General features: G+C 49.9%; 34 protein-coding genes and 3 pseudogenes. 34 read left to right on the top strand and 3 right to left on the bottom strand.

Translation table 11 applies throughout. From position 1 onward, the window contains the following. Positions 1 to 13: 13 nt before the first annotated feature. Positions 14 to 412 carry a helix-turn-helix domain-containing protein gene (locus HV352_RS13655; protein ID WP_047415397.1) on the bottom strand — a complete coding sequence of 133 codons (399 nt, stop codon included), beginning with the start codon at positions 410 to 412 and terminating at the stop codon, positions 14 to 16. 103 nt (positions 413 to 515) lie between these two features. On the opposite strand from HV352_RS13655, the gene HV352_RS13650 reads away from it, so the two are divergent. The 13 genes and pseudogenes from HV352_RS13650 (at position 516) to HV352_RS13595 (ending at position 7,671) form a co-directional block, all read left to right on the top strand. Beyond that, positions 516 to 749: a YdaS family helix-turn-helix protein gene (locus HV352_RS13650; protein WP_071692470.1), complete on the top strand. Its 234-nt coding sequence runs from the start codon at positions 516 to 518 to the stop codon at positions 747 to 749. A gap of 2 nt (positions 750 to 751) precedes the next feature. Continuing rightward, entirely contained in the window at positions 752 to 1,291 is a 540-nt protein-coding gene (locus HV352_RS13645; RefSeq protein ID WP_047415399.1) for a toxin YdaT domain-containing protein, read from the top strand. A gap of 149 nt (positions 1,292 to 1,440) precedes the next feature. Beyond that, positions 1,441 to 2,313, top strand: a complete 873-nt coding sequence (locus tag HV352_RS13640; protein ID WP_047418093.1) for a DNA-binding protein — start codon at positions 1,441 to 1,443, stop codon at positions 2,311 to 2,313. A 2-nt stretch (positions 2,314 to 2,315) separates the two neighbouring features. Then, the gene (locus tag HV352_RS13635; protein WP_047418089.1) at positions 2,316 to 3,065 is read left to right on the top strand and encodes an ATP-binding protein; all 750 of its coding nucleotides are present in this window, start codon (positions 2,316 to 2,318) and stop codon (positions 3,063 to 3,065) included. An 18-nt stretch (positions 3,066 to 3,083) separates the two neighbouring features. After that, positions 3,084 to 3,275 carry a hypothetical protein gene (locus HV352_RS13630; RefSeq protein ID WP_103928108.1) on the top strand — a complete coding sequence of 64 codons (192 nt, stop codon included), beginning with the start codon at positions 3,084 to 3,086 and terminating at the stop codon, positions 3,273 to 3,275. A gap of 96 nt (positions 3,276 to 3,371) precedes the next feature. Then, complete coding sequence (locus tag HV352_RS13625) at positions 3,372 to 4,901, top strand: recombinase family protein (protein ID WP_047418085.1); 1,530 nt, start codon at positions 3,372 to 3,374, stop codon at positions 4,899 to 4,901. 345 nt (positions 4,902 to 5,246) lie between these two features. Further along, the gene (locus tag HV352_RS13620) at positions 5,247 to 5,480 is read left to right on the top strand and encodes a DinI-like family protein (protein ID WP_047418082.1); all 234 of its coding nucleotides are present in this window, start codon (positions 5,247 to 5,249) and stop codon (positions 5,478 to 5,480) included. Positions 5,481 to 5,596: 116 nt separating this feature from the next. Continuing rightward, on the top strand, positions 5,597 to 5,845 hold the full coding sequence (locus tag HV352_RS23695; RefSeq protein WP_072034390.1) for a hypothetical protein: 249 nt from the start codon (positions 5,597 to 5,599) through the stop codon (positions 5,843 to 5,845). Positions 5,846 to 5,879: 34 nt separating this feature from the next. Beyond that, positions 5,880 to 6,482 carry a DUF1367 family protein gene (locus HV352_RS13615; RefSeq protein WP_047418078.1) on the top strand — a complete coding sequence of 201 codons (603 nt, stop codon included), beginning with the start codon at positions 5,880 to 5,882 and terminating at the stop codon, positions 6,480 to 6,482. Continuing rightward, entirely contained in the window at positions 6,482 to 6,688 is a 207-nt protein-coding gene (locus HV352_RS13610) for a hypothetical protein (RefSeq protein WP_047418075.1), read from the top strand. Before HV352_RS13615 ends, HV352_RS13610 begins: the two co-directional genes overlap by 1 nt. Positions 6,689 to 6,698: 10 nt before the next feature. Beyond that, positions 6,699 to 6,857: pseudogene (locus tag HV352_RS13605) on the top strand (recombination protein NinG); the annotation flags it as partial. Next, complete coding sequence (locus HV352_RS13600) at positions 6,854 to 6,985, top strand: YlcG family protein (RefSeq protein ID WP_103766167.1); 132 nt, start codon at positions 6,854 to 6,856, stop codon at positions 6,983 to 6,985. The pseudogene HV352_RS13605 and the gene HV352_RS13600, both read left to right, overlap by 4 nt. Beyond that, entirely contained in the window at positions 6,982 to 7,671 is a 690-nt protein-coding gene (locus HV352_RS13595; RefSeq protein ID WP_047418072.1) for a bacteriophage antitermination protein Q, read from the top strand. Before HV352_RS13600 ends, HV352_RS13595 begins: the two co-directional genes overlap by 4 nt. A gap of 233 nt (positions 7,672 to 7,904) precedes the next feature. Here the strand turns inward: HV352_RS13595 and uspF are convergent, their stop codons facing one another. After that, positions 7,905 to 8,339, bottom strand: coding sequence for a universal stress protein UspF (uspF, locus tag HV352_RS13590; protein WP_047418069.1), 435 nt, complete (start codon positions 8,337 to 8,339; stop codon positions 7,905 to 7,907). A 342-nt stretch (positions 8,340 to 8,681) separates the two neighbouring features. Between uspF and HV352_RS13585 the strand changes: the two genes are divergently transcribed. From HV352_RS13585 to HV352_RS13575, 3 genes are read left to right on the top strand one after another with little or no spacing between them, the layout of a single operon-like run. Beyond that, positions 8,682 to 8,960 (top strand): phage holin, encoded by a 279-nt coding sequence (locus tag HV352_RS13585; protein WP_016150496.1) that lies wholly within the window; start codon positions 8,682 to 8,684, stop codon positions 8,958 to 8,960. Next, positions 8,932 to 9,480 (top strand): lysozyme, encoded by a 549-nt coding sequence (locus HV352_RS13580; protein ID WP_047418066.1) that lies wholly within the window; start codon positions 8,932 to 8,934, stop codon positions 9,478 to 9,480. Before HV352_RS13585 ends, HV352_RS13580 begins: the two co-directional genes overlap by 29 nt. Continuing rightward, positions 9,477 to 9,938, top strand: coding sequence for a lysis protein (locus HV352_RS13575; protein ID WP_047418063.1), 462 nt, complete (start codon positions 9,477 to 9,479; stop codon positions 9,936 to 9,938). Before HV352_RS13580 ends, HV352_RS13575 begins: the two co-directional genes overlap by 4 nt. A 40-nt stretch (positions 9,939 to 9,978) precedes the next feature. On the opposite strand, the gene HV352_RS13570 is transcribed toward HV352_RS13575, so the two are convergent. Further along, positions 9,979 to 10,407 carry a VOC family protein gene (locus HV352_RS13570; RefSeq protein WP_181634818.1) on the bottom strand — a complete coding sequence of 143 codons (429 nt, stop codon included), beginning with the start codon at positions 10,405 to 10,407 and terminating at the stop codon, positions 9,979 to 9,981. A 123-nt stretch (positions 10,408 to 10,530) separates the two neighbouring features. On the opposite strand from HV352_RS13570, the gene HV352_RS13565 reads away from it, so the two are divergent. The 18 genes and pseudogenes from HV352_RS13565 (at position 10,531) to HV352_RS13485 (ending at position 25,995) form a co-directional block, all read left to right on the top strand. Further along, positions 10,531 to 11,523 (top strand): terminase small subunit, encoded by a 993-nt coding sequence (locus HV352_RS13565; RefSeq protein ID WP_047418060.1) that lies wholly within the window; start codon positions 10,531 to 10,533, stop codon positions 11,521 to 11,523. Next, positions 11,501 to 12,805 carry a terminase family protein gene (locus tag HV352_RS13560; RefSeq protein ID WP_047418058.1) on the top strand — a complete coding sequence of 435 codons (1,305 nt, stop codon included), beginning with the start codon at positions 11,501 to 11,503 and terminating at the stop codon, positions 12,803 to 12,805. Before HV352_RS13565 ends, HV352_RS13560 begins: the two co-directional genes overlap by 23 nt. Positions 12,806 to 12,809: 4 nt before the next feature. Then, entirely contained in the window at positions 12,810 to 14,234 is a 1,425-nt protein-coding gene (locus HV352_RS13555; protein WP_047418054.1) for a DUF4055 domain-containing protein, read from the top strand. Further along, positions 14,218 to 15,294 (top strand): annotated as a pseudogene (locus HV352_RS13550) (phage minor head protein); the annotation flags it as partial. The gene HV352_RS13555 and the pseudogene HV352_RS13550, both read left to right, overlap by 17 nt. Positions 15,295 to 15,950: 656 nt before the next feature. After that, complete coding sequence (locus HV352_RS13545; protein WP_047418052.1) at positions 15,951 to 16,139, top strand: hypothetical protein; 189 nt, start codon at positions 15,951 to 15,953, stop codon at positions 16,137 to 16,139. A 106-nt stretch (positions 16,140 to 16,245) separates the two neighbouring features. After that, positions 16,246 to 17,010, top strand: a complete 765-nt coding sequence (locus HV352_RS13540; protein WP_047418049.1) for a DUF6651 domain-containing protein — start codon at positions 16,246 to 16,248, stop codon at positions 17,008 to 17,010. Positions 17,011 to 17,097: 87 nt separating this feature from the next. Continuing rightward, positions 17,098 to 18,234, top strand: a complete 1,137-nt coding sequence (locus HV352_RS13535) for a P22 phage major capsid protein family protein (RefSeq protein WP_047418045.1) — start codon at positions 17,098 to 17,100, stop codon at positions 18,232 to 18,234. Positions 18,235 to 18,272: 38 nt separating this feature from the next. Further along, positions 18,273 to 18,536 carry a hypothetical protein gene (locus HV352_RS13530; protein WP_181634817.1) on the top strand — a complete coding sequence of 88 codons (264 nt, stop codon included), beginning with the start codon at positions 18,273 to 18,275 and terminating at the stop codon, positions 18,534 to 18,536. Between the two features lie 3 nt (positions 18,537 to 18,539). Next, positions 18,540 to 18,950 (top strand): hypothetical protein, encoded by a 411-nt coding sequence (locus HV352_RS13525; RefSeq protein ID WP_047418040.1) that lies wholly within the window; start codon positions 18,540 to 18,542, stop codon positions 18,948 to 18,950. A gap of 5 nt (positions 18,951 to 18,955) precedes the next feature. Beyond that, the gene (locus tag HV352_RS13520) at positions 18,956 to 19,339 is read left to right on the top strand and encodes a hypothetical protein (RefSeq protein ID WP_047418037.1); all 384 of its coding nucleotides are present in this window, start codon (positions 18,956 to 18,958) and stop codon (positions 19,337 to 19,339) included. Between the two features lies 1 nt (position 19,340). Then, positions 19,341 to 19,892, top strand: a complete 552-nt coding sequence (locus HV352_RS13515; RefSeq protein WP_047418035.1) for a hypothetical protein — start codon at positions 19,341 to 19,343, stop codon at positions 19,890 to 19,892. Beyond that, a complete protein-coding gene (locus HV352_RS13510) occupies positions 19,889 to 20,281 on the top strand; it encodes a phage tail terminator-like protein (protein WP_047418033.1) in 393 nt (130 codons plus the stop codon). The genes HV352_RS13515 and HV352_RS13510 overlap by 4 nt, the downstream gene beginning before the upstream one ends. A gap of 26 nt (positions 20,282 to 20,307) precedes the next feature. After that, a pseudogene (locus HV352_RS13505) lies at positions 20,308 to 21,210 on the top strand (phage tail tube protein); the annotation flags it as partial. After that, positions 21,202 to 21,480, top strand: coding sequence for an Ig-like domain-containing protein (locus HV352_RS23830; RefSeq protein WP_346266913.1), 279 nt, complete (start codon positions 21,202 to 21,204; stop codon positions 21,478 to 21,480). The pseudogene HV352_RS13505 and the gene HV352_RS23830, both read left to right, overlap by 9 nt. A 62-nt stretch (positions 21,481 to 21,542) precedes the next feature. Continuing rightward, positions 21,543 to 22,010, top strand: coding sequence for a hypothetical protein (locus tag HV352_RS13500; RefSeq protein ID WP_047418027.1), 468 nt, complete (start codon positions 21,543 to 21,545; stop codon positions 22,008 to 22,010). 149 nt (positions 22,011 to 22,159) lie between these two features. Further along, positions 22,160 to 22,327: a hypothetical protein gene (locus HV352_RS13495; RefSeq protein ID WP_103766491.1), complete on the top strand. Its 168-nt coding sequence runs from the start codon at positions 22,160 to 22,162 to the stop codon at positions 22,325 to 22,327. 194 nt (positions 22,328 to 22,521) lie between these two features. Continuing rightward, entirely contained in the window at positions 22,522 to 22,773 is a 252-nt protein-coding gene (locus HV352_RS13490; protein WP_047418022.1) for a hypothetical protein, read from the top strand. A gap of 54 nt (positions 22,774 to 22,827) precedes the next feature. After that, complete coding sequence (locus HV352_RS13485) at positions 22,828 to 25,995, top strand: phage tail length tape measure family protein (RefSeq protein ID WP_047418019.1); 3,168 nt, start codon at positions 22,828 to 22,830, stop codon at positions 25,993 to 25,995. Positions 25,996 to 26,060: the final 65 nt, after the last annotated feature.

Raw genomic sequence — 26,060 nt, 5'->3', positions numbered from 1 at the left:
AAGTGGTAGGGTTTTAATGTTCTACATCACCCTTAATCCGCCGTCCCATGTACTTGGCGTACAGTTCGTCGAGTTCTTTCAATCGCAGAGATACGATCCGCAACATGTTCTGTTGTTCTTCTTCGTTTGGTAGTTGATTATAGAGTTCCAACAGTCTCCGTTCGTCGTGTCTCAAACCGTCCTTAGCATCCACGTCCTGACCTAGAACCCACTCAAGACTTACGCCTAGCGCATCGGCAAGTTTTATTGCTGAGCTTTTTCCTATCGCTCCTCTGACAAACCAGTTGTTGACTGATTGTGCGCTCACACCACAGATTCTCGCTATATCCGCTTTGGATATGCGCTTTTTCTCGATGATTTCATTTAACCGCCGAACCTGCGGGTTATCTGTTTGGTGTGTGTTTTTTCTCATATATCAAGATTCTAAACTAAAAGTTTATCGCCTCAACATTCATAATGTTGACTTGAGCATAAACATAATGTTTAATTTGGTTTGTTATTACTTGGAGCCAAATATGAAAGCACTTGATAAAGCAATATGCATCGTAGGGGGTGCAACCCGTTTAGCAGAAAAGCTCAATGTATCTCCAATGACGGTCAGTCACTGGCGTCACCGTGATAATGGATTCGTACCGGCTAACCGTGTCATTCCTATTTTCAATGCTACAGGTGTAACTCCACATGAGTTACGCCCTGATTTGTACCTCAACCCTACGGATGGATTACCAGTTCAGGAAGCGAGGGCATAACAATGCAATCACTATCACTTCATCAAAATAGCGGATATCAACCGGCTGCGATGATAAATCGCAATCAACCTGTCTCGGTAGATAAACATGACCAGATCCGCGATGCCGTTCGTGCGTGGGCGGGTGTAGATGGCCAGGACGTAGTTACGGCTCTGATAATCGAAGAGTACCGGGCGAAGGGTGGTGACGAGATTACTTTCCCTGGCGATCTCAGCCGACAGCGTCAGAAGCTTTTCCGCTTTCTCGATAACCATTTCAACAGCGAGCGGTACCGCGAGAACGTTCGTCAGTTGACTCCGGCAATTCTTGCTGTTCTGCCGCTCGAGTTCCGCAATCGCCTGCTACCAGAAGACAACGTTATGGCTCGTCTGGCTCGGCTGGAGAAAGAAACCAGCGAAGCGAAGATAGCCGTCGCGATGGATGCTCCACGTCATCAGAAGCTGAAAGAGTTGAGCGAGGGGATCGTGGAGATGTACCGCGTTGACCCTGGCTTAACCGGTCCGCTGATGGAAATGGTGCAGATGATGCTGGGGGCTATATGACCGGTTCAAAAATGGCGAAAGCCGTGGTGCGCGAACACCAACGGCTTTCAGGTGCAATTCGTTGTGGACTCATTGCGAGGAAATTATGTCAGAAAAATCAGCCTTCAGAAAGATAGATGGGCCACCACTTTAGCGATTAAGAGGTTTTTATGCGTGATTACGCAACCGTTGCGCCTCAGTTCTGGCTTGGAAAAACAGGCCGTGAACTGAGGAAACAAGGCGCGGAGGCGCAGGTGGTTTCGTTCTATCTGATGACCTCGCCACACGCAAATATGCTCGGGTTGTATTACCTGCCAATTCTGTACATAGCCCATGAAACAGGTCTGGGCTTGGAAGGGGCTTCGAAGGGGCTAAAAAGCTCCATTGAAGCGGGATTTTGTAGCTATGACGAGGACACTGAGATGGTTTGGGTGCATGAAATGGCCGCTTATCAGGTTGGTCGATCACTGAAGCCAGGGGATAACCGTTGTGCTGGTGTCAGGAATGAGTATGTGTCATTACCTGAAAACCCTTTTTTATCATTATTTTATGAACGTTATAAAACGGATTTTCACCTTAATTTAAAACGTGAATCGCGCCAAATTTCCGAAGGGGCTTCGAAGGGGCTACGAAGCCAAGATCAGGAACAGGATCAGGAACAAGATCAGGATAAAGATATTTTGGGGCATGGCGCCGCCACACCCCGAGGGAAAAATACTTATCCGGATGATTTTGAACTGGCGTGGCAGGAATACCCAAAACGCGCCGGTGGTAACAGCAAGGCTGATGCGTTCAAAGCCTGGACTGCACGTATTAAATCCGGAGCAACAGTTCAGGAGCTTACCGATGGTGTTCGGCGATACGCGGATTACGTAACTGCCGCTGGAAAACTTAACACCGAGTTTGTGAAACAGGCATCCACGTTTTTTGGCCCCTCAAAGCACTACGAAGAGTCGTGGTCTTTAGCGAAGCCAGATGGAAAAAGGGATCCGAACAAAATTTCTCAGCCAGATAAAGCGATTCCGGCCGGATTTAGGGGGTGACGATGAAAAACATGGTTTGTACCGGAAATGCTCTCGAGCGCCTTAGAAAACTCATTCCACCTGGCGTTCAGCCGAAGTTCACCAGTGCAGCAGAGTTGTTGGCCTGGCAACGGGAAGAGGGCTTGAAGCGGTGTGAAGAACTGGACAGGGCGAATCAGAAAGCCCGGACAGAGAAAATTTTCGGTCGCTCAGGAATTCAAAGCCTGCACCGCAGCTGCACGTTCGCGAATTACCAGGTATCCGGGGAAGGGCAGCGTAAAGCCTTCACGATGGCAAAGAGCTACGCGCAGAACTTTGGGGTCGGCTTTGCGAGCTTCGTGTTCAGTGGTGGTCCTGGTACTGGGAAAAACCATCTGGCGGCAGCGATCGGAAATCATCTCCTGTCTGGTGGCCAATCAGTGTTGGTAGTAACTATCCCTGACCTGATGCTGCGCGTTCGCGAGTGCTACGACGGTGGTCAATCAGAGGCTGCGTTGCTGGACGATCTCTGCAAAGTCGATCTGCTGGTGCTGGATGAAGTCGGTATTCAGCGTGGAAGTAACGGCGAGAAAGTCATTCTGAATCAGGTTATCGACCGTCGCCTGTCGTCGATGCGTCCGGTAGGGATCCTGACAAACCTGAACCACGACGAGCTTCTCGGGGCGTTGGGTGCGCGGGTTATCGACCGTCTTCAAATGGATGGCGGGATGTGGGTGAACTTTGACTGGGGTAGCTACCGCAAAAACGTTAGCCATCTCCGGGTCGTTAAATAACCTCGAGGGAAAATCACTATGGCAAGCAAATCACTGTGGGCAATTGTCGATTTTCTTCGGGTTAACCAGACCATCACGCCGCGACAGGTTAAGAATCTGCTGGGATGCGACAGTAAGAAGGCACACAACCTGCTGCTTCACCTGGTACGTAGGGCAGTAGTTATACGAGCTGGCGAGCCACATCACCCGGTCTATTATCATGGTTGGTAAGAATAAGATATTTTACATCGTAAAATTCTGGAAAATTTCATCAGAAATTAAAAGTTAATGGTCTTATAGAGTGTGTACATTGAAAATGAGGTATATATGAAAAAGGCCATTGCTTACATGCGTTTCTCGTCAGCAAATCAGGACAAAGGGGATTCATTAAGGAGACAGAAAAAACTAATAGATGATTGGCTTAAAAATAACCCGCAATATACTCTTGACCCAACTACATATGAAGATTTGGGTTTAAGTGCTTATAAGGGGAAACATGCCAGAGAAGGTGCATTTAGTGAGTTTATTGATGCTCTGGAGAATGGGGTTATCATTCCTGGTACAGTTTTACTCGTTGAAAGTTTGGACCGGCTTTCTCGAGAGAAAATCGGAGAGGCTACAGAAAGACTAAAATATATCTTAAAATGTGGTATTGATGTCATCACACTTAGTGATAACACCCAATATTCTGAGGCATCGCTCGATGACCCCTATGCACTCATCAAAGCAATTCTAATTGCTCAGAGAGCTAATGAAGAGAGCGAAATAAAATCAAGTAGGGTGAAACTCTCTTGGAAAAAGAAAAGGGATGAGGCCGAGTTAAACGGTAGGATAATGACAAAAGCATGTCCACGCTGGTTAAGAGTTAGTCCTGACTACAGTCATTTTGAAGTGATAGAATCAAAGGTGAAGGTGATTAAGAAAATTTTTTCGTTACGTAAAGAAAATAAATCTCTGACAGCTATTACTAAATATCTTAATGACAGGTTGATTGAAAATATGACTGGTACCCCTGGTGAGTGGAGTCCCTCTGTCATCGAAAAAATCCTTGGTAACAAAGCGCTTATTGGTATTTGCAGACCAACATATAGAGGACGTGCAAAAGGCGTTAATGAAATAATTGATTATTACCCAAAAGTCCTTACTGATGATGAATTTTATGCTGTTCAGGAGGTGCGATTGTCTCCATTCGGTTACAACTCTCACAGCGGTAACCCATATCTTATAAACCTGCTGCGAACCGTGATGAAGTGTAAATGTTGTGGGAATACCATGATTATCACTGCAGTTAGTAAGTCTGGAAAGGGTTATTATGTATGCCCTATGAGAAGGCTTCATCGGTGTAAGAGTCCATCGATTAAAAGAGAACTTGTCGATGTTAATCTGATTGAAGAGATACTTTTCAATTTTGATAAGTTACAGATTGAGTCAAATCAGGTAAGTTTGCAGGAAACATTAGAAAAAAATAGCATTGATTTACAGCTTCAAATAAACAGTCTCGTACAGGCACTTACAATAGCCCCTGAAGTAAATGTTTTGGCTGGTAAAGTTCGTGAACTGGACCGTAAGTTAAAGAAAATCGAAACTACAATCAAGGTTTTGAAAAATAAAGCTAAGAAGGATAAAAGTCGCGGGAGTAAAGAACTAAACTTGTCACTAAAAGAAGATAGGGAGGTATGCAGGCGACTTGCCTTTAAATCATTTAGGGAGGTCTATATAGATACTGAGACGAAACAATGTGACATTTATTTTACAAATGGTCTTGTTTTCAAAAATTTCCCACTCAGTAAGAGATGTCGTGCGGACAGTATTATTTCAACATTGAAGTATATGGATGAAAACACTGTTTACTTTTAGCGTTTTAATAAACACATATCTAATAACGTGTGCGCACTTTATCGATAAACTGCATTCTTACCATTTGCAATGTAGCTGGAGAGATTCACTTACCTGAATGATTCTCCATAAGGCATGACTAAACCAAACCCCCGTTCAGGCACTGAGGTAGCCATATAAATCAAGGTCAGAACGGGTTTTCGTTCCTTTCAGCCCCTGTATAACTGATTTAGTAAATTCCGAATACTCGGAAAAATTCAGCGTATACAACGGCATGGCTTTGGCGAAAAGTGCTATTAACCACTTGAATATGAGGTTTAATAGGTGTACTGTATAAATGTACAGTATATTGATGTGGAGGGAATTATGAAGATAGAACTTACCATCAACAAATCAAAAGACCTGCCGCGCGGCGCCATACCCGCACTTGAGACAGAGTTGCTTAAACGACTTCAAAATCAATATGAAAATTGTTCTCTGGTTATCCGCAGGGCTGGTGGTGATAGCCTGACTGTTTTCGGTGGAGATAAGGGCGTCAAAACGAAGGTGGAGGAAATCTTGCAGGAAACATGGGAAAGCGCCGACGACTGGTTTTATTAACATAGCGCTTAAGGCTGGCGCGCATTTTTCAGAATACCGCAATTTGCGTATCCCTCTGATGCTGCTGCCGACAATCTTCAATCGCGTCTGTACGTCGCTCGAAGGGAGAACAGAATGTGAGTGATTCTGCTTTGCAAACGTCAGAAGACAACTGGTATGACATAGTAAGACGGTCTGACGGCTGCGTGGTGTTTAGCTTTCCTTCGTCGGGCAGGCATCTGATTTATCGCGTTAATGGAATGGTATCAATGCGACCTTTGCGCGATGATGAAGAGGTCTTTACTCCTAATGGTTTTGTGCAATTTATCCGGCGTCTCGGCTACCGGGTAACTCCGCCTTCTGATAATATGAAATCAACGGTCTGAACAACCGTAACCTACTGCGCCACGGAGAGAAACCATGGCGCACGAACTACAACTCATCAAGCAGTCTTCAGGAATCCTGATCCCCGCGACGCCGGAGACCAGCGATATTCTGCAATCAAAAATCAAACTCGGCGCTGTGCTGGTGGCTGAGTTCCGGCAGGCACGCAACCCGGCCTTTCACCGTCGTTTCTTCGCATTACTCAATCTCGGTTTCGAATACTGGGAACCTACCGGCGGGGCAATATCTTCCAACGAGCGTAAATTGGTGACCGGGTACGCCAGATACCTTGCCTCATTCGGAGGAAGTGAAACAGCTCTTTTTGATGCTGCCGAGCAGTATCTGGTGCAGGTAGCCAGTCGCCGAATTACCAATGGGATCAGCCTGTGTAAATCCTTTGACGCGTACCGTGCATGGGTAATTGTCGAGGCCGGTCACTACGACGCCATTCAACTGCCTGATGGCACCCTTCGTAAACATCCCCGCAGTATTGCCTTCGCTAACATGGACGAAACCGAGTTCCACCAACTGTACAAAGCCGCGCTCGATGTTTTGTGGCGTTGGGTATTGTCCCGGGCATTCAAGGACCAGCGTGAAGCGGAAAACGCCGCATCGCAGCTAATGAGCTTTGCGGGGTGATGGCGATGAAAATAAGTTGGTTTCACCATCACGAATGCACAACCGAACAGGCCGACGAGCTGGTGGCCAGTTACCGCCATCGTGGCGCCACGGTAGAACGCAGCCTTAATCGCGACAACATCACCTGGACTGTCAGCGTGCAGCTGCCGGAAAGCGAGATAGCGCCGCGCCCGAGTAAGGTCTGGCAAAACAGGGCGTGGGGTTGAGTATGGCTAATACCGGCTTGGGCTTATAGAGAACATCGGGTCTGAACGCGTTGAGGCTCTCGAAAACAACAACGCCCCACACCGATATGCCATCGAAGAACTCGAAGCCATCAGGAAGCATTACAGCGCATTGCGTCGCGAGTTAATTAAGAGCAGGGAGGCAGCATGACACCAGAACTGATTGAGGTCCTTCGCGTGCGCTGGCAGCGATTGCGCTTATATCATTTCCCGGGCTCTGTGCTGACGGACTACCGGATACTGAAGAATTACATCAAAACCATAGGCGGTGCTGTATGAATACTCAATTTCTCGAATACGTGCGCCAGCAACTGATTATGGCCACCGCCGACCTGAGTGGTGCAACGAAAGGGCAGTTGATGGCCTGGTTGGAGAACGCGCAGTTCGATACTGGAACGTTTAAACGTAAAAAGCCTCGAGTGATGGATGAAGTGACCGGGAAAATGATTACGTTGGATAACCCACCAATACCCGGCAAACAGTCGCATGCTAAGGGATCGCACATTCCCCTGGTGCAGCCAGTTGAATACTCCACTGCATCGTGGCGCCGCGCGCTGATGTCACTCGAAGAACCCCAGAGGGCCTGGCTACTGTGGAACTACAGTGAGAACGTAAGCTGGGAGAATCAGGTGTTGATTACTCAGTGGGCGTGGTCGCAATTCTGCGCGTATCTGGCCGGGAAGAGGGTGGCGAAGAAGACCGTCGAACGGTTGCGACAGCTTATATGGCTGGCGGCACAGGATGTGAAGGCTGAGTTAGCTGGGCGCGATGTCTATCAGTATGGTGATCTGGCTGCGCTGGTGGGGGTTAACAAAACAAACTGGTCTCAGAATTACGTTGAACATTACGGCACAATGATCAGCCTGTATAAGAGACTAGATTTTCAGGCATTACATCATGTTTCGCGATCACGTTCACAACAAAAGGCGGCAAATTATCAGCAAAATATTGCAGAAATGAACTAATTAGCATATATTTCGTGTAAATCTGATATTGTGCCATTGTTGTATGCACTGGCAGTAAATGAGTTTTCAAGCCTGAGGTTAACGCCTTGGGTTTTTTTATTTCCCCTCGTTCTGAGAGTACTCACAGCAATAAGAGGGGGCGAAATGTTCGATACTGTTCCAGTGATAAAGTTACAAATGGACAGTTAAAAGGGATGCTCTTTAATAAGCCCGCAATCACGGGCTTAAGTTAGTTACCGAACTACCAGTACAGGGCAGGTTGCATGCCGCACAACTGCGGCTGCGGTAGAACCTAAAAGGTAGGTTGTGATGTCTGGTCGGTGTGAGCCGATGATGATTAAATCAGCGTCGATAGCTTTAGCGAGTTCAAGTATTTTATCTTTAGGTGAGCCAGATACTGCGTGAGTTTGTATTTTCATCGCAGGCACATTGAATTGCTTCACAATCTCATCAAGTTTCATTAATGCAGTATGTTGAAATTCCTTTATTTTTGGCATTTCGGCTGTATATGCCAAACCTAATGATGAGTAATAAGGTAATGTAGGAACCACTGTCACAAAGTGAACTCTGGCAGTATTCAATACAGAATGAGCCTGAACATAAGGTATAACTTGCCGTGTCAGGTCAATCTCAGAAACATCAATTGGCACTAAAATAGATTCGTACATTTTAGCCATCCTGTTTGTTTTTTGTTCATGTTTGAGTTTAGTACCTGGGACATAAAACAATGTGTCCTGGCTGGCAGAACTTACGAATTGGTACCTTCATACTATTTGTGCTTTCAACCTAATGAATCCGAGGGACTTATTGCTCAGGATCTAAATTGCTTGAAGCCTCACTTACTTCACAAATGCAAACAACCTTATTTATTCAAGGCTGCCGTATGGCGGTCTTTTTCATTTCAGGCTCACGGGAGTCATCCGCTACGTGCTTTGTTGATAAATCCAGCCCGTGAAGCCTGACATTCCTTAATCAAGCACAGCGCCATCCGAAAAATCGGAGGTGAGGCTATGACCAGAATGAGCACCATTTACAGCAGACTTTCATATGGAACAGGCACCACGCTGACCGGCTGCGGTGTATCAGCGAAGGCATACGCCGAAACAGCTAAAACAGCAAAAGAGGTGTCCTGGATGTTGGCCGACAGGATTGCAGGATTAAGCCTGAGCGACTGGGCAATTATTGTCGGTATCGCATGCACCGTTATCACCTGTGCGGTGAACTGGTACTACAGGCAAAAGGAAAGGGAGGACCGGCTTAATGGCAATGTCACCAAAGCTGAAGAATAAACTGAGCGCAGCAGTCGTTGGTCTGATTCTTGCCGGGGCTTCTGCACCCGTTATTCTCGATCAATTTCTGGATGAGAAAGAGGGTAACAGCCTGACGGCGTATCGCGACGGCGGCGGACTCTGGACGATTTGTCGTGGTGCCACGATGGTTGATGGTAAGCCAGTAGTTCAGGGCATGCAGCTGTCTGCCGAGAAATGCGCCCAGGTAAACGCCATTGAACGCGATAAAGCGCTGGCGTGGGTTGACCGAAATATCAAAGTACCACTGACCGAACCACAGAAAGCGGGGATTGCGTCTTTCTGTCCATATAACATCGGCCCCGGCAAATGTTTCCCGTCCACGTTCTATAAGCGAATAAATGCTGGAGACCGTAAAGGTGCCTGTGAAGCTATTCGCTGGTGGATTAAAGACGGTGGCCGCGATTGTCGCCTGACCAAAGGCCAGAAAAATGGGTGCTATGGTCAGGTAGAGCGGCGAGATCAGGAAAGCGCGCTGGCGTGCTGGGGGATAGACCGGTGAGTCGACTAACAAACATCATCATTACTGTGGTCATCTGCATAATCTTATCTCTAGGCTGGGCCGTTAACCACTACCGCGACAACGCCATCACCTACAAAGACCAGCGCAATAAGGCCACCGAAAAACTCGGCCTAGCGAAAAACACCATCAAAGACATGCAGATCCGACAGCGTGATGTTGCGACTTTGGATGCCAAATACACCGGAGAACTGGCTGATGCGAAAAAGCAGTTGGATGATCTGCAGCGTTGCGTTAGCACTGGTAAGTGTGGGCTGCACGTCAACGCAAAATGTCCCGCGAACGGAGCGACCGGCTCCGGCAGCCTGGGCGATGCTTCCGGCCCCCGACTTACTGACTCCGCTGAACGGGATTATTGGCGTCTCAGTGCCGGAATTAATACCATCACCGGTCAAGTGAACTACCTGCAGGACTACATCCGCACGCAGTGTTTGAGGTGAGCTGTGATTATCTGTTGGAGTGAGGTCTAGTAACTTTATTCTATTCAGGTTTTTTATACATGCTTGGGTCCCAAGGCATGTTCGGGTCGTAATCATCGGGCGGACGATGCTGTGGGGCGGTGATATACCACAAAACACCAAATCTATCGATTACAGTGACAGCGCAGGGGCTCCATGGTAATGGCCCAATCGATTCTTTGATTGTTCCTCCCTCGGCTAAATGCTTGTATGCTTTTTGTACCTCCGACTCATCTGCCAATGTAACACCCAACGTTACCGTATGTTCCATCGCAGCTTCACCCTGTCCTTCAACGACACTAAATCCGTGTCCGTCTTTTGACAATTCTGAGTGAAAATAGCTTCCATCAGGGTTTTTCACATGATAACCAAGCTCAACCCCAAAAGCTTTTTGATACAACTCCACCGCTTCCGCGCTATTTTTTACATATAGCCCAAAGTCTATTTTCATACTATAGCCTTCTTAGGAATTCACATGGAACTCACCGACAAGCATTAAATGTTCTGTCGCGAGTACATCATTGATTCAAAATACTAATATCCTTCAATTCAAAAATAAAAACTAGGGGACGTTATGGCAATACCGGACTGGGGCGAGCTTCAGCGACGGTTCCTGTCCGATCATGCCGCAACCGGCGTATCACCGAAGGATTGGTGTGAAGCGCAGGGACTGAATTATACATCTGCGCGGCGCTACATTAAAAAGCCAACTGCGCAGACTGCGCAAAAACCTGCGCAGAAGAAATTGCGCACTGCGCAGAAAGAAAAAAGTGCAGAGGAACTGGTTAACAGCAAACTCAGCCCGAAGGTAAAGTGCTTCATTGCTGAATTTCTGAAGGACCAGAACGCCACGGCAGCCGCTGAGCGTGCTGGCTATAGTGACCCAAACTATGGTCGTCAGCTCATAACGAATCCTAACGTTGCGCAGGCCATTGCGCAGCAGCAGAAAGCCTCTATTGCGCGCACGCTTGGCAGCGCTGATGAAGTCCTCTCGCAGATGTGGCAACTCGCCACTTTCGATGCCAACCAACTCTCACAGTATCGCCGCGGTGCCTGCCGCTATTGCTGGGGCTTCGGTCATCACTATCAGTGGCGTGACATGGTGGAGTTCGAGGAGCAACGGCTTAAAGCCCTTGAGCGGAAGGGCAAAGAGCCGGTAGACGTCGGAGGTTATGGCTACGACCACAACCGGGAGCCAAACCCTGGCTGTCCGCGCTGCAATGGTGATGGGATCGGACAGCCATACTTTGCTGATACCCGAAAACTTCCCCCTGATGCTGCCCTGGCTTATTCCGGCGTGAAGCTTGGCAAACATGGTGTGGAAATTACCGCGATAAGCCGTGAACGGATGTATGAAGCCGTGATGAAGCGGCTTGGCCTGGCTGATAGTGAGTTTGCGCAGCGACTTCAACAGATTGAAATCGAGCGCCGGCAACTGGAAGTGGAAAAACTCCGTAAAGAACAGGCTGCAGATCCGGAGGATGACGAACCAACGCCAGTTGCAATCAATATCAACGTAGTTGATGCGCGAGTGAGGGAAGAGGATGGCGATAGCACCAACGCTTAACATCCCGCAGGCCCGATTCCTCGCAATGGAGCACAAATTTAAAGCCTACGTGGCCGGCTTTGGTTCTGGCAAGACGTGGGTCGGTTGCGGTGGTATCTGCAAAGGGATGTGGGAGCATCCGAAAATCAACCAGGGCTATTTTGCACCTACTTACCCCCAGATCCGCGACATCTTTTACCCCACGGTCGAAGAGGTGGCCTTTGACTGGGGGCTGAATGTCAAAATTAACGAGGGAAACAAAGAGGTTCACTTCTACGTCGGGCGCCAGTACCGCGGAACGACGATTTGCCGCTCGATGGAGAAACCACAAACCATCGTGGGTTTTAAAATCGGTAACGCGCTGATTGATGAACTGGACGTAATGCCCGCCAAAAAGGCGCAGTTAGCCTGGCGAAAAATCATTGCCCGTATGCGTTACAACGTGCCAGGACTTCGCAACGGAATAGATGTCACCACGACGCCAGAAGGATTTAAATTTGTTTATCAACAGTTCGCAAAGGCTGTGCGCGATAAACCCTCGCTCTCTACGTTGTATGGTCTGGTGCAGGCCTCGACATTCGACAACGAAAAGAACCTGCCGGCGGATTACATCCCGTCCCTGATGGAGTCTTATCCGCCTGAGCTGATTAAGGCGTATTTGCGGGGCCAGTTCACCAACCTGACCAGCGGGACTATTTACCATCAGTTCGATCGTAAGCTGAATTGTTGCACTGAAGAAGAACAGCCTGGCGAGCCACTTTACATCGGTATGGATTTTAACGTCGGGAAGATGGCCGGGATCGTTCATGTGTTGCGTCTTGGACTTCCGTTCGCGGTTAACGAGATAGTAAAAGCCTACGACACCCCTGACATGATACGCATCATCAAAGAGCGATTCTGGTTGTTCGACGGTAAAGATTATCGGAAGGTCAGGGAAATCTATATCTACCCGGATGCTTCCGGTGATTCGCGTAAATCGGCCCACGCCAGCACTACGGATATAGCACAGCTTAAACAAGCTGGTTTTAACGTGATAGTGAACGATTCAAACCCGCCAGTAAAAGACCGCATTAACTCCATGAACGCCATGTTCTGCAACGGCAATGGTGAACGTCGCTATAAAGTGAATGTAAAACGATGCCCGGTTTACACCGAATCGCTTGAGCAGCAGATCTGGGGAGAGAACGGAGAGCCAGATAAAAAGGCAGATAATGATCACCCTAACGATGCCGGCGGCTACTTCATCGTGAAGCAGTTCCCAATCATCAAACCGACAGGTAAATCCACACCACTTCGGATGTAAAACCATGCCAGATATTTCAACACCCAATCTCGACTATAACGACATGGTTGAGGCATGGGATATTAACGATGCTCTGATGGGCGGGACGCTGGAAATGCGTCGGCAGGGGAAGGCATATCTCCCCAAATGGCCTAACGAAGATCCCGAAAGTTATAAAGAGCGTTTATCTAAAGCCACGTTACTCCCGGCCTATGAAGAGTCGATAAAACAGAATATCGGGCGCGTATTTGCTGAACCCACGGTATTAAGCGAAAACGCGCCGGAAAGTATCAGAAAGCTTTCGACTGATATTGATATGGAAGGAAACCGCCTGGATGTCTGGGCGCAACAGTTCTTCAGTATCGGTTTCCAGTACGGCCTGGTTCATGCGCTGGTGGATTACCCGCGTGTAGATCCGGAATCTGTAAAAACAAAAGCAGATGAAAAAGCAGCCGGGAGCAGGCCATACGTCACGATGCTAAACCCTCGACAGGTAATCGGCTGGAAGTCGAAAGTTGAGGGCGGAAAGGTCATCCTCACTGATTTGCGCATTCGCGAAACTATCATCTTGGACGGGGATGATTACGGGCAGACAAAGCTCGAACAGATCCGGCATATCATGCCTGGTAAAGTCGAAATCCATCGGCGCAACAAGGGAGAAAATGGCGAAGCGCAATGGACACTCTACGAAGAGTGGAAAACCAGCCGCAGCGATATCACTCTGGTAACGCTGTACACCAAGCGAACCGGATTTATGCGCGGTTCGCCGCCACTCTTGAACCTGGCTTTACTGAATATCAAGCACTGGCAGAGCCAGAGCGAGCAGGACAACATCCTGCATGTTGCCCGCGTACCGTTGCTGGTGGCTTATGGGCTGGCAGAAGGTGAAACGTTAACGATCGGCGCGTCTTCAGCAACACGTTTCGAAAACCGCGAACGGCAGGGGCTTGAATACGTCGAACATACCGGAGCAGCCATTGAATCTGGTGAAACATCGCTGGAAAAACTGGAAGATCAGATGCGGCAGGCGGGCGCCAAACTGCTGCGTGCCGAGAACACCTCGACCAAATCTGTTGACCAGACAAATGAAGAGCGCATGCAGGAGAATTCGCCGCTATATACGATGGCGAGTTCTCTGGAGGATGCCCTCGATAACATCCTGCAAATCATGGCGGAATGGCTTGGTGAAACTGAAGGCGGTAACGTTGATGTGCGCACAGAACTTGATATTTCAGCGCAGACCTATGACGCAACCGCGGCAACGGCTGTTCAGTCGCTGAGGCAGGGGGGCGATATTCGTCAGGTGGACGCTATTCGCGTACTCCAGGCGCTGAAATTCATCGACCCGGACGCTAATCCAGAAGAGGTTATCGATGAGCTCAGGAATCAGCAGGTAACTCTGCTAAGCAGCCTGAATACTCCTGGTGGTGTGAATGGCAACGTCAAATGAAAAACTTCGAGATGAAAGTCTGGCGCATGCAATCTGGGTGAGTCGATATAGTACCGGCGTAGCAAACAGGATGATAAAAATCCTCAATGAGAGCGACGCAGATCTTACCGCCAGGCTGCTGGTGGCGATGGATACCCTTGACGCTGATAGCTTCACTGTAACCCGCCTGGAATCGCTGCTTGCAAGCGTCAGGGAGACTAATCGGGAAGCAGTTCAGACTATGTATGCCGGGTTATCAACCGAGCTGCAAGGTCTGGCCCAGCATGAGGCTGGTTTTCAGCTCAGTCTGTTCCAGTTTGCTATCCCGGATGATGTGCTTGCGCTTCATCCGCTGGTGGGTATATCGCCAGATGCCGTCTATGCTGCTGCAATGGCCAGGCCGTTTCAGGGTCGCCTGCTTTCTGAGTGGGCAGACAACCTTGAAGCCGACAGGATGACGCGGATATCCAATACCGTACGGCAGGGCTTTCTGTTGGGCGATACGCATGAACAGATAGCCAAAAAGGTTCGCGGACACGCTAACCGGGGCTATCAGGATGGCGCGCTACAGATGAGCAGGACGAACGCGGGGAGTATTGCTAAAACAGCTGTAGGGCATCTTGCGGCGACGGCGCGTAAAAGCTTTGCGGATGCGAATGACGACATTCTGAAGGGTAAGCAGTGGTTATCCACTTTGGATAACCGGACATCGAAAGATTGCCGGGTTCGCGATTGCCTTAAATACACGCTGGATAATAAACCAATCGGCCATAAAGTACCGTATCTTCAGGGACCAGGCAAAATCCACTTTTGCTGTCGCAGCGTGGAAACCTACATCCTGAAATCCTCTAATGAGTTGGGTATTCAAATTGGTGAGGTTCAGAACAGTTCCCGCGCCAGTATGGATGGACAGGCCCCCGGCGATACTACATATTCCGAATGGTTGCAGCGTCAGCCATTTTCCCGGCAAAAAGAAATCTTAGGCGAGACTCGAGCAAGGATGATGCGTGATGGCGTCATGAAATATGACGACTTCTATAGTGACAAGGGCGAATGGTTGACGTTGGCCCAACTAAATAAACTCTCAGAGTTGAGACAAGCCGGGAAATCTCCCGGCTTTTCTTTGGGTGATGCACAGTCAGTAGCGGAGATTGAACAGGGTATGCGAGGAATTATTGCCGATGAAATTCGCTTCCCTGAAGAAACTACGCTGGAGTCAGCACGTATTGCCGCCGGAGCCATGCAGAATGTTATTGAGCGGTTTCGCTTACCGCCAGTTAAGTATTTTGGAGAGGTAAGTGGTACGAGGAAAAGTGCAGCAGGTGCGTATTTTGAGGAAAATGCTGCTGTCCATGTTTCTCGTTGGGCGATGCAGTCCACTGAGTGGGATGCTATTTGTGAAAATAGCGCTACTTATGATTTCGTTTCTTCATTGTCGCTGGAAAGAATGTTGACGGTTTCGGATGCCGCTTTACTCGCAGCCGGGAACAATCAACTGAATTATGCAGCGATTTCAAGCGTTGCCGGCACGGTTACGCATGAAATGGGGCATCATCTCTATTACCAGCACATTGACGATTTAAGTCAACTTACTACAAAAGCATATAATGAAGGCTGGTGGCGACCTGTCAGTTATTATGCTTCCGAAAACGAACGTGAACTCTTTGCAGAAATTCTTACGATATTCATGCTGGGCAGTAAGGATGATTACCAGCGTATTAACCCGGAGCTACTCGAATGGCTGAAGAAAAATTCCCGTGTCTAAAACGGGCCAATGAGTTGTACCACTCCACGCCCAGGCCTGTGGATCTTCTGGACCAGTTGGAAGCATTGGCTGAGAAAGCAGGAAGTACGACACCTGAAGCAAGGATGATCGGCGGCCTGATTAGTGCCGCTATGATGGACGAGGCCAACGGCCATTCCTGACAATAATTTTGACTAACACAAGGCTGCCTCCGGGCGGCCTTTTTTATTGCCGCAATACCGGATGGTGAGCGGTGCAACGGTCGGATGACCTCGAAAAGGTACCAACATGAAACTGAAGACAGTTGAAGTAAATGGCAAGCACTATGCGGAAGTTGATGCTAACGGTTTGCCCGTGTACGTCCACGATGACGGCCAGGAGATCGGCTTTGATGCCGTGCAGGCAGTAGGAAAAATTTCCTCCCTGAATGGCGAGGCAAAATCTCATCGTGAAGCGAAAGAAGCTGCCGAAGCTAGCCTGGCTAAATTCGCCAAAATTAGCGATCCGGCGAAGGCGCTCGAAGCGTTGGAGATGATGACAAAAATCGACCAGAAAAAGCTGATCGACGCAGGCGCAGTTGACCAGGTGAAAGCGGATATCACCAAATCATTCCAGGCTCAGCTTGATGAAGCCACCCAGCGGGCGACAACGCTCGAAGGACAGCTCTATCAGGAAATGATTGGCGGGCGCTTCTCAGGCTCGAAATTCATTGCTGATAAAGTTGCGATCCCGGCGGACATGCTACAGGCCCGCTTTGGTCAGTCTTTCAAAGTTGAGGATGGCAAAGTCGTTGCTTATGACGGCTCCGGCAACAAAATATACTCCCGCTCCAAGCCGGGCGAACTGGCGGTCTTTGATGAGGCGCTGGAATTTCTGGTGGAGCAGTACCCTCAGAAAGATCACATTCTGAAGGCGAGTGGTAATCAGGGAGGAGGCTCTCGTCAGTCTCAACACTCAATCGGGCAGAAAACGATGAAGCGCGATGCGTTCAGCAGTTTGAGCCCGACAGATCAGCAATCGACCCTCAAAGACGGCATCACCATCGTCGATTAATTCATTGCCAGCCGTCGGATAGCGGCTGGTGCCAGAGCTGGATAGCTCAAACAACCCTAAATTTTAATTTCGAAGGAATCCATACACATGGCTAACACGCTTACCGGGTTGATCCCGACTATCTATACCGCTCTGGATACTGTGTCACGTGAGCAGGTTGGGTTTATCCCTTCCGTATCACGTAATGCGAAAGCAGATGCAGCAGCGAAAGGGCAGTCAGTTACTGCACCAGTCGCACCGCCTGCAACGACCGTTGACATTGAACCGGGGGCTACGGCGCCAGATGATGGCAATCAGAATATCGGAAACGTTGAAGTTAAGATCACCAAATCCAAAATGGCCCCGGTCAAATGGAACGGTGAAGAGCAACTGGCGCTGGGTCCAGCAGGTACCTACAACACTATTCTTGCGGATCAGTTTAAGCAGGCGTTTCGCGCGCTGTCTAACGAGATGGATGCCGATTTGGCGGCGCTGTATTACGCCTCATCCCGTGCTGTTGGTACTGCGGGTACAGCACCGTTTGGTATTGCCGGTGATTTATCCGATGCAGCAAACGCGCGACAGGTTCTTTCAGACAACGGCTCACCGACGACTGATTTGCAGATGGTTCTGGGCTCCTCTGCGATTGCGAACCTTCGCGGTAAGCAGTCGGTGCTGTTTAAAGTGAACGAATCGGGTACTGATGCCTTACTGCGTGAAGGTATCGTGGGTCGCCTGGAGGGCTTTAACATCCACGAATCCGCACACGTTAAGAAACGTGCAGCATCTGCTGCTGCCGGATACCTGGTCAATGACGCGAAAGATGAAGGCGACATTCTGATTCCCATTGATAGCGGCGCGGGGGCCTTTGCTGCCGGTGATATCGTGATGTTCGACGGTGACAGCAATCAGTATCTGGTGGCCGCGGCTACTGCTGCAACTATCACCCTGGCAGCTCCGGGCTTACGCCAGGCGCTGGCCGACAACACCGCTATTACTGCGACCGGCCCCTTCACTGCCAATATGGCGTTTGATCGCAACGCATTCCTGCTGGCGTCCCGAACCCCGGCAATGCCGCAGGGTGGCGATACCGCGGATGATGTTATGAACGTTACCGACCCGGTCTCGGGCATCACTTACCAGGTGGCGCTATACCGTCAGTACCGCCAGGTGCGCTACGAAGTTGGCCTGTCATGGGGTGTGGCGGCAGTGAAAACGGAACATTCGGTTCTGCTGTTGGGTTAACAATCAGGGGCTTCGGCCCCTTTTTTAGTGGAGGGCCAATGGCCGGATTAACTAAAGAACAGCGCGCTCAACGAGCGGCGGAAAAACTTGCTGCCGAACTTGCTGCAAAAAGCAATTCTGAGCAGCAGGAGCAGCAGGAGCAGCAGGAGCAGCAGGAGCAGCAGCAGGAGCAGCAGGAGCAGGATTATCTGGTTGCTATGGTCACTGACTTTCCGGCATTTCCCGGCGCTCCAACAAATGCTGACGTACATCCTGATGAGGTTGAAAACTGGAAGGCGCTCGGCTGGAAAGAAACGGAGTAATAGATGCTCACCTTCATAACTGTTGAAGACGTCAATTCCATTCTGGGAGATTCCTGGACTGATGAAAGCAAAAAAGTCAGGTCTGTATTGATGGCTAACACCTGGATGAATGGTCTCAATCTGAAGCTTCCGTGCAATAAGGCTACTCACGAAACCATTATTCCTGACGATGTGAAGCAGGCTGGCGCCTATGCGGCACTGGCTGCATCAAATGGCGGGCTGTATCAGCAGAAAACCGATTCTGGGGTGCTGCTGAGTAAGACGGTTGATGCTGACGATGTTTCTGTTTCAAAGTCCTATGCCGAGATCGCCACCAATAGCACGGCATTACTCGATTCCGACCTGCAGCTTGCGCTGGCCATGCTTATGCCATATGGCGTTAGTAAGTCGCAGGTGCGGTTGGTCAGGGGGTAGGTAGCATGGGCATACGTGACGAGCTACAAACTGAAGTCGCCGCAGCATTCGATACCGACCTGCAGGATGCTGTTAAGGATTTCACTGGAACATACACCGTTCGAGGTGACTGGGATCCGGTAACGGAAACCGGCAGTGAAACGCAGGTGACGTATTCAGGGCGCGGTGTTCTGGCGCGGTACAAACTCCGTCGTATCGATGGCATTAATATCCTGCACGGTGACCTGAAATTAACCGCCCTGGTTAACGAGGTGACCGATAGGCCAGCAGTCGGGCACTTTGTCACGGCGCCGGAACCGATAACTTGTGTACCTCAGCGTTATGAGGTCATAACCGCCGCTGTTGATTCCGCTGGTGCTGCGTATTCCATCCAGTTACGGAGGGCGTGATATGGCTAAGGGCTGGAGTATTGACCCGGCAGCATTCGCCGGGCTGGTGGCCGATGACGTGAGGTTGCGGCAGCGAGCCATCGCTACACAGTTGCTGAATGAAATCGTGAAACGGTCTCCTGTCGGCAATCCAGAGTTATGGGCGATTAACGCTACCGCCGTCGAGTACTCCAAAGCGGTTGGAGAATGGAACGAATCGCTCTACGACAACCCGGATAATCTGACCAAAACCGGGCGACTCAGGAAGAAAGTACGTGTTAACGACAGCATGGATATCAAACGCCCGGCAGATTATCGTGCGGGTACGTTCAGGGCTTCGCATTTCGTAAGTATCGGATCACCGGATTACTCGGTTCCAACAGAGGAGGACCCGCGCGGAACGACGACATTTCTCAACGGTAAAAACATCATCGATCAGGCTCCGGCCTACTCAGTGATTTATATCCAGTCAAACCTTCCTTACTCCGTACCTCTGGAGAACGGGCATTCAACGCAGGCTCCAGCGGGCGTCTATGCAGTTTCATTTAACGGTGTCGTTCAGGCCTACAAATGACCCTTACAGAAATCAGAAACGCTGTCATTTCCCGAATGACGGCGCAGACCGCTATTGCTTCTGATGGGGTGGACTATCCCAACGGACCGCTATTTGATCCGAGTGGCCGCGATATCTGGGCACGCTTCACCAATATTTCAGGGCAGGCGGGAGCCAACGAAACCGGGAACGGGCCGGTAGTTCATCGAACCGGTGTACTTATCATTCAGCTATTTGTACCGGTCTACACCGGCACGATTCTGCTTACTCAAACAGCAGACCAACTAACGGAGCATTTTGAATTCCAGAATGACGGACGACTGAGTTACTTCGCTGTATCGGCAATCCCGGCGGGCGAGGCCGACGGCTGGTCTCAGCTCAATCTACATATTCCTTACCGCGCTCTGTAGCGCTTAACTTCGATGGAGGTGACCGCATGTCGAGCGGCGCTAAGGTACTCTCGGCCTTTATCCGGGAGACGACACCAGGAATTACGCCTGCTGGCGTCTGGAATCTTCTCAAACGTACCAATTGGGGCGTTGGCCCGTCCCAGAACACCAACGATAACGATGAGATTGGTGGAACCCGAATGGCGCAGGGCGCTACGCTGGGGACGGTCGATGTTGGCGGCGATGTCGGGGCAAAATTCCGCTATGGCCAGCATGATGACTTTCTTGCTTCGTGTTTTGGCGCAGAGTGGGCAAGCAATGTGCTGACGATGGGGAATGACCGTATTTCCTTCTCTCTTGCGACATACGCTTCGGACGTTGGCATTGCCTCTATTGTTCGTGGCGCGCAGGTGAGCGTGTTCCAGTTGGAAGTTCCGAATGATGGCGACGTTACCGCGACAGTCACATTCGCCGGGCTGGGTTGGGACTCAAAAGCAGACGATACGAGTTACATCACAGGCACACCTGCTGATAATGCTGGCGAGTTGCGTTATTCGTTCAAAGAGGTCACTGCAATTAACCTGAATGGCGTCGATGGTGGTGATGGTTTCTGTATTGATACCTTTAACATCAAGTTTGATAACAACGTTCAGACTCAGCGTTGTATCGGTACCGGCTCACCGTATGCCGGGGCCAATATCCCGACTACGTTCACGCCGTCAGGTTCGATCACTTTGTCGTGGTCAAAAGCAGCGTGGGAGGTCTGGAGTAAAACGCTTACTGGCGCAACCGTGCCATTCAGTTTCACGCTGGCGAACGACGAAGGGCAATACACGTTTAACTTCCCGAAAGTGCAGGTCTCTGGCGACTGGCCGGATGGCGGCAATACCGACATTATTCAGGTTCAACTGGATATCACTGCAGCTGACGAGTCGCCGACGATTACCCGCGCTGTTACCGCCCCTGCCACGGCAATCAGCGTAACGCCAGAAACTTCATCAGGTGATGTCGGTACTTCCGTCACGCTGACAGCGAACCTTGCCCCGGCTGGTGCGACTGATGCTGTGCAGTGGGAGTCATCAGATCCGACTGTCGCAACGGTGGTATCGACAGGCCCAAAAACCTGCCAGGTAGTCAGAGCCGGCGCCGGCACCGCAACGATAACCGGTAAAGTGCGAGGCTTCACCGCCACCGCCGAGATTATCGTAACTGAACCATAAAATTTCCCTTGCCCGTTCCGCTCTCCATGGTGGCGCGGGCTTTTTTCATGCAGGAGTTTTTAATGATTATCCTAGCCCCACGAATTGATGTTGGTGGCGAGCGCTGGTTCACACCACTGAAAGGTCTGAAACCCATTGAAGGCCTGAAACTGCTCGTCAACAGCATTGATAACGACCAGTATCGCTCGCGTAATGCTCTTATCCGTCGTCATATTGAAAAAATGGACGCCAGTTACCAGGTTGGAACCAGCGAATTTAGCCTGTCAGCGGTCGGGGAAATAGACTCTGCTGATGATCTGCTTATCGACAACTGTGCGCATTACCTGCTCAAAGACTGGAAGGGCGTTGGTGAGTTTGTTGATGGCGAAGAAGTTCCGATTGAATACACGCCGGAACGCGGAGCTGCACTTCTGAAACAGGAGCCAGCGATTTACTGGCAAATTCTGGCGGAGGCAGCCAGCATCGCCCAGGGCAAAGAGCAGCAAAAGCAGGAAACCGTAAAAAAGCCATCGAAGCGCAGAAGTGGCTGAGTGAATTCGGCGGGGAGCGGGGTGAAAAGGCAAAGTGGCGAAGGGAGAAATTAAAACTCCCGCCAATTCCTGAGCCTGAGATTGATGCTGTAACGGGGGAGATACTCAACGCTTACGCAATGATTTCTCGCGGCAGACAGTATACCGGAATGGCTGGCGTACCGCTCCCGTTGTCCCTGCACGATATCGAGCGCTATCTGGCCTCACGTTCTATCCTGATTGACCGCACAGAGTTTGATGCTTCGATACTTGCCCTCGACGATGCCTGGCGGGATGAGTGGGCGAAGGAACAGAAAGGAAGCAGCAAGAAGAAATGAGCCTCGGTACAGTCCGGGGCTTTTTTATACCCGCAACAAATCGTGCATTCGCGTGCGCATCTTCCAGCAAGAGCTTTCCGTAGTGTGAGTCTGAGACAGGGTGGTGGATTTCATCGTACCGCTCTTGGCTGCCCATGTCTGGCCGCGTTCCCCGTCAAAGGGCAAATGAAGTTACTGTATGCGGCGGCATGAGCATGAATAACCGAATTGTTGAATGCGCCTCCAGAGCTGGGCGAGACTTCTCGGAGTTCATGAAAGGCGAGAAGAACATGGTGGAGGCGCTACGGTTTGCTGAAGAATTCACAGAGCAGTTACGCATTTACGGCTGCGTTAATCACCACTTTATCAAGTTCATGATGCTGAAGGCGATAATGAAGGTGTTCGACGATGTACAGCGTGAGGAAAAGCGTGAAGATCGCCGACGCAAACGAGCGACAGAAAAATGAAGACTGAACACAACCTCGCTCTGGCGGGGTTTTTTTACGCCCGGAGAAAGGTAAATGACCGAACAAACATCACGCCTTGCTATTGTTCTGGATAGTTCCGGGGCAAAGAATAATGCCGATAATCTGGCGACGGCGCTGGCTAGAATCACCCAGGCTGGCGAGCAGGCGGAAAGGTCAACAGACAGCCTGAAGCATGAGTTCATTGATTACAACATAGTGCAAAAATCTGTTTCCAAAGAGACGCGGAACCATCGCCAAGAACTGAGTGAGCAACAGAAAGCTCTTGCAAAGCTAAGGGACCAGATTGACCCGGTTAGTGCGGCCTTGGATAAGCTGGATGACAGATATCAGGAACTCAAGAAATACCAGAAGGCTGGGATTCTGCCGGATGACGATTTCGATTATCTGGCATCTAAGCTCCGCGAGACAGAAAAAGCAATCAATGGTGAGGCGCTGGCTGAAAGAGCTGCTGCAAAAGCCAGAGATAAGCAAAGCGCGTCACTTCAGCGTCTTTCCGCTCAGCTTGACCCGATAGGTACGGCATTTAAAAGGCTGGCAGACCAGCAGAAGCAACTCGACAGCGCGAAGGCTTCTGGTATGTTGTCGCCGGAAAGATACGATGTGCTTTCTTCCAGCCTTGCGACTACCCGTAAGCAACTGGAAATCACCCAGGATGCAATGAAGAAGACCGGGGTCACGTCCCGCGCGATGGCGTACCAGATGCGCATGATCCCAGCGCAAATGACCGATATTGTCGTGAGCCTCGCTTCCGGTCAGGCTCCGATGACGGTCTTATTGCAGCAGGGCGGTCAGCTTAAAGATATGTTCGGCGGTATCGGGCCAGCGATTAAAGGAGTTGGCGGATATGTGGCGGGGCTGATTAACCCGTTTACTCTGGCGGCTGCGGCGGTCGGTGTTCTTGGTCTGGCCTATTACAAAGGCTCTAAGGATCAGGATGCGTATAATAAATCCATTATTCTTACAGGTGGCTATGCTGGTAAAACTGCCGGTGAGTTGCAGATAATGGCGAAGTCGCTTTCGACATTTTCAATATCCCAGAGTCAATTTGCTGAAAGTATTGCAAAGGTCGTTGGTACAGGCAGCTTTTCAGGCTCCAGCATTATGATGATAGCCGATACTGCTGAAAAAATGCGGGACTCGGTAGGAGTGTCAGTCGATGACACAATAAAACAGTTCCAGCGCATTCAAGACGACCCAGTAAATGCTGTAAAAGAGCTTGATAAATCGATCCACTTCCTCACCGCTACGCAGTTAGAGCAGATCACCACTCTTGCCGAGCAGGGCAGAAGCCAGGAAGCGGCGAGAATAGCCATGGAAAGCTATTCATCTGCAATGCGAACCCGCTCAGAAGAAATTAAGGCTAGCTTAGGCTCACTGGAAACAGCCTGGAACTGGCTTGGTGACGCAGCAAAAAGCGCATGGGACAAAATGCTGGATATCGGTCGCGTGAAGACGACCAAGCAGCAAATAGATGAAATTGAGCGAAAACTTGTTGAGTTCCAGACGAATCCTGTAAGTAAGGGGCTGTATTTTAATGAGACCGGACTTACCGCTGATGACCTGAGAAATGAACTGAAGAAGCTGAAAGAAATTGATTTTCGCGAAAGCCTGGACAACGCCAGAGAGCAGGCAGATAAAAACGAAGAGGAAAGGAAAAAGCGCGAATTTAATGCGACAAAGAAACTCAACCAGCAATATGAAAACGAGGAAGAGCGTCACCAGCGCACACTGAATGAAATCAGAAATTCAGGGGCAAGTCAGGCGGCAATTGATCAGGCTATCCAGCGTGAAAATGCTCGTTATGAGAAGTCGCTACAGAAGGGAAATCGCGGCAGAAAAGGCAAATCTTACTCCGAAGACGCAGCAACCCGGCTACTCGACCAGATAAACCAGCAAACAGCCGCGATGCAGTCTCAACTGAACGCCGGCGACAAGCTGAACAGCGCTACACAGGCGCGAGTAAAGTTTGAACAACAGATTGCTGACCTCAAGTCTAAAACGCAACTCACCGCCGATCAGAAGTCAATTCTGGCGCGTTCTGAGGAAATCCTTCAGGCGTACAAAAATCAGGAAGCGTTGCAAAATTCGGTTAAGACGCTGGATGACTACCGGAAGATGCAGGAGCAGGTTCTAACAAAGGATGAGCAGACAAATAACCTTCTTAGAGACCGCCTCGAGCTTCTGGAAAAGGCAAAAGCGACCGGGCAATTGATGCTGGGAGAGTATGAACAAACCCGTTCAAATATTCTCGGTAGTACAACTGCACAGCTACCAAGTTCGGTAAAGAAAGTGACTGGCAGTCTTTCGCCTGTGGGGGGCGAGCTATCTGGTTCGTGGGGAGGCATTCAGCAACAATTGCAGGAAATACAGCGAGCGCAAATGGATTTAGATATGTGGCAAGCTGATCAGCTCGCTGCATATCAGCAAATGGATCTGACCACGAAAGAATATGAGCAAAAGATGTATGAGACGCGGAGATTGTATGCCGATCAGACGGCGGCGTTGAGCAATCAGAACTTCCAGATTCAGACCGCAGCCACTCAGTCTATGTTTGATAGTGTGGTTTCAATAGCGCAAACAGGATTTGGTAAGCAGTCAGGGATTTATAAGGCTGCATTTGCTGCAAGCAAGGCATTTGCGATTGCTCAGTCCCTGATTTCTATCCAGCAGGGTATTGCTATGGCAGCAGCCAATCCATTTCCTTACAACATTGCGGCAATGGCGTCTGTTGCAGCAGCTACAGCTAGTATTGTTTCCAATATATCGACAATTTCTGGCGTTGGCTTCGCAACTGGCGGCTATACCGGCCCCGGAGGTAAATACGACCCGGCAGGCATTGTTCACAAGGGCGAGTATGTTTTCGATAAAGCATCAACGAACCGGATCGGGGTGACTCAGCTTGATGCGCTTCGGAATGGTAAACCGCTTGATGCAACGCTCAGTAGGCCGGGATACGGAACGGGCGTTCAGAGTGTCAGCAACAACAACAGCAATACCACCATCATCAGCCCTACAGTCATAGTGCCTCCGATTACTATTAACGGCAACCCATCTGATTCTACCGTTATGCTTGTCCAGCAGGCAGCTGCGAAAGGGGCAAAGCAGGGATATCAGCAGGTGGCTCATGATCTTGCTAATGGGAGAGGTGACGTATTTAAGGCTCTCTCCGGCAAGTACAATGCGGGAAGGAAGATAGGTTGATTGCAGGCAAGGACGCCCCACATTGCCATGTACCCGGCCTGTGATAACATCAGGTTATGTTTACT

Source organism: Citrobacter sp. RHBSTW-01044 (assembly GCF_013781945.1).
In the GTDB taxonomy this organism is placed as follows: Bacteria; Pseudomonadota; Gammaproteobacteria; order Enterobacterales; family Enterobacteriaceae; genus Citrobacter; species Citrobacter braakii.
This window is presented reverse-complemented; position numbering and strand designations above follow the sequence as displayed.

Bases quoted from the DNA above. Each gene is read 5' to 3' on its own strand.
- HV352_RS13655 (WP_047415397.1), bottom strand. From the start codon at position 412: ATGAGAAAAAACACACACCAAACAGATAACCCGCAGGTTCGGCGGTTA.
- HV352_RS13650 (WP_071692470.1), top strand. From the start codon at position 516: ATGAAAGCACTTGATAAAGCAATATGCATCGTAGGGGGTGCAACCCGT.
- HV352_RS13645 (WP_047415399.1), top strand. From the start codon at position 752: ATGCAATCACTATCACTTCATCAAAATAGCGGATATCAACCGGCTGCG.
- HV352_RS13640 (WP_047418093.1), top strand. From the start codon at position 1,441: ATGCGTGATTACGCAACCGTTGCGCCTCAGTTCTGGCTTGGAAAAACA.
- HV352_RS13635 (WP_047418089.1), top strand. From the start codon at position 2,316: ATGAAAAACATGGTTTGTACCGGAAATGCTCTCGAGCGCCTTAGAAAA.
- HV352_RS13630 (WP_103928108.1), top strand. From the start codon at position 3,084: ATGGCAAGCAAATCACTGTGGGCAATTGTCGATTTTCTTCGGGTTAAC.
- HV352_RS13625 (WP_047418085.1), top strand. From the start codon at position 3,372: ATGAAAAAGGCCATTGCTTACATGCGTTTCTCGTCAGCAAATCAGGAC.
- HV352_RS13620 (WP_047418082.1), top strand. From the start codon at position 5,247: ATGAAGATAGAACTTACCATCAACAAATCAAAAGACCTGCCGCGCGGC.
- HV352_RS13615 (WP_047418078.1), top strand. From the start codon at position 5,880: ATGGCGCACGAACTACAACTCATCAAGCAGTCTTCAGGAATCCTGATC.
- HV352_RS13610 (WP_047418075.1), top strand. From the start codon at position 6,482: ATGGCGATGAAAATAAGTTGGTTTCACCATCACGAATGCACAACCGAA.
- HV352_RS13600 (WP_103766167.1), top strand. From the start codon at position 6,854: ATGACACCAGAACTGATTGAGGTCCTTCGCGTGCGCTGGCAGCGATTG.
- HV352_RS13595 (WP_047418072.1), top strand. From the start codon at position 6,982: ATGAATACTCAATTTCTCGAATACGTGCGCCAGCAACTGATTATGGCC.
- uspF (WP_047418069.1), bottom strand. From the start codon at position 8,339: ATGTACGAATCTATTTTAGTGCCAATTGATGTTTCTGAGATTGACCTG.
- HV352_RS13585 (WP_016150496.1), top strand. From the start codon at position 8,682: ATGACCAGAATGAGCACCATTTACAGCAGACTTTCATATGGAACAGGC.
- HV352_RS13580 (WP_047418066.1), top strand. From the start codon at position 8,932: ATGGCAATGTCACCAAAGCTGAAGAATAAACTGAGCGCAGCAGTCGTT.
- HV352_RS13570 (WP_181634818.1), bottom strand. From the start codon at position 10,407: ATGAAAATAGACTTTGGGCTATATGTAAAAAATAGCGCGGAAGCGGTG.
- HV352_RS13565 (WP_047418060.1), top strand. From the start codon at position 10,531: ATGGCAATACCGGACTGGGGCGAGCTTCAGCGACGGTTCCTGTCCGAT.
- HV352_RS13560 (WP_047418058.1), top strand. From the start codon at position 11,501: ATGGCGATAGCACCAACGCTTAACATCCCGCAGGCCCGATTCCTCGCA.
- HV352_RS13555 (WP_047418054.1), top strand. From the start codon at position 12,810: ATGCCAGATATTTCAACACCCAATCTCGACTATAACGACATGGTTGAG.
- HV352_RS13545 (WP_047418052.1), top strand. From the start codon at position 15,951: ATGGCTGAAGAAAAATTCCCGTGTCTAAAACGGGCCAATGAGTTGTAC.
- HV352_RS13540 (WP_047418049.1), top strand. From the start codon at position 16,246: ATGAAACTGAAGACAGTTGAAGTAAATGGCAAGCACTATGCGGAAGTT.
- HV352_RS13535 (WP_047418045.1), top strand. From the start codon at position 17,098: ATGGCTAACACGCTTACCGGGTTGATCCCGACTATCTATACCGCTCTG.
- HV352_RS13530 (WP_181634817.1), top strand. From the start codon at position 18,273: ATGGCCGGATTAACTAAAGAACAGCGCGCTCAACGAGCGGCGGAAAAA.
- HV352_RS13525 (WP_047418040.1), top strand. From the start codon at position 18,540: ATGCTCACCTTCATAACTGTTGAAGACGTCAATTCCATTCTGGGAGAT.
- HV352_RS13520 (WP_047418037.1), top strand. From the start codon at position 18,956: ATGGGCATACGTGACGAGCTACAAACTGAAGTCGCCGCAGCATTCGAT.
- HV352_RS13515 (WP_047418035.1), top strand. From the start codon at position 19,341: ATGGCTAAGGGCTGGAGTATTGACCCGGCAGCATTCGCCGGGCTGGTG.
- HV352_RS13510 (WP_047418033.1), top strand. From the start codon at position 19,889: ATGACCCTTACAGAAATCAGAAACGCTGTCATTTCCCGAATGACGGCG.
- HV352_RS13500 (WP_047418027.1), top strand. From the start codon at position 21,543: ATGATTATCCTAGCCCCACGAATTGATGTTGGTGGCGAGCGCTGGTTC.
- HV352_RS13495 (WP_103766491.1), top strand. From the start codon at position 22,160: ATGGCTGGCGTACCGCTCCCGTTGTCCCTGCACGATATCGAGCGCTAT.
- HV352_RS13490 (WP_047418022.1), top strand. From the start codon at position 22,522: ATGAATAACCGAATTGTTGAATGCGCCTCCAGAGCTGGGCGAGACTTC.
- HV352_RS13485 (WP_047418019.1), top strand. From the start codon at position 22,828: ATGACCGAACAAACATCACGCCTTGCTATTGTTCTGGATAGTTCCGGG.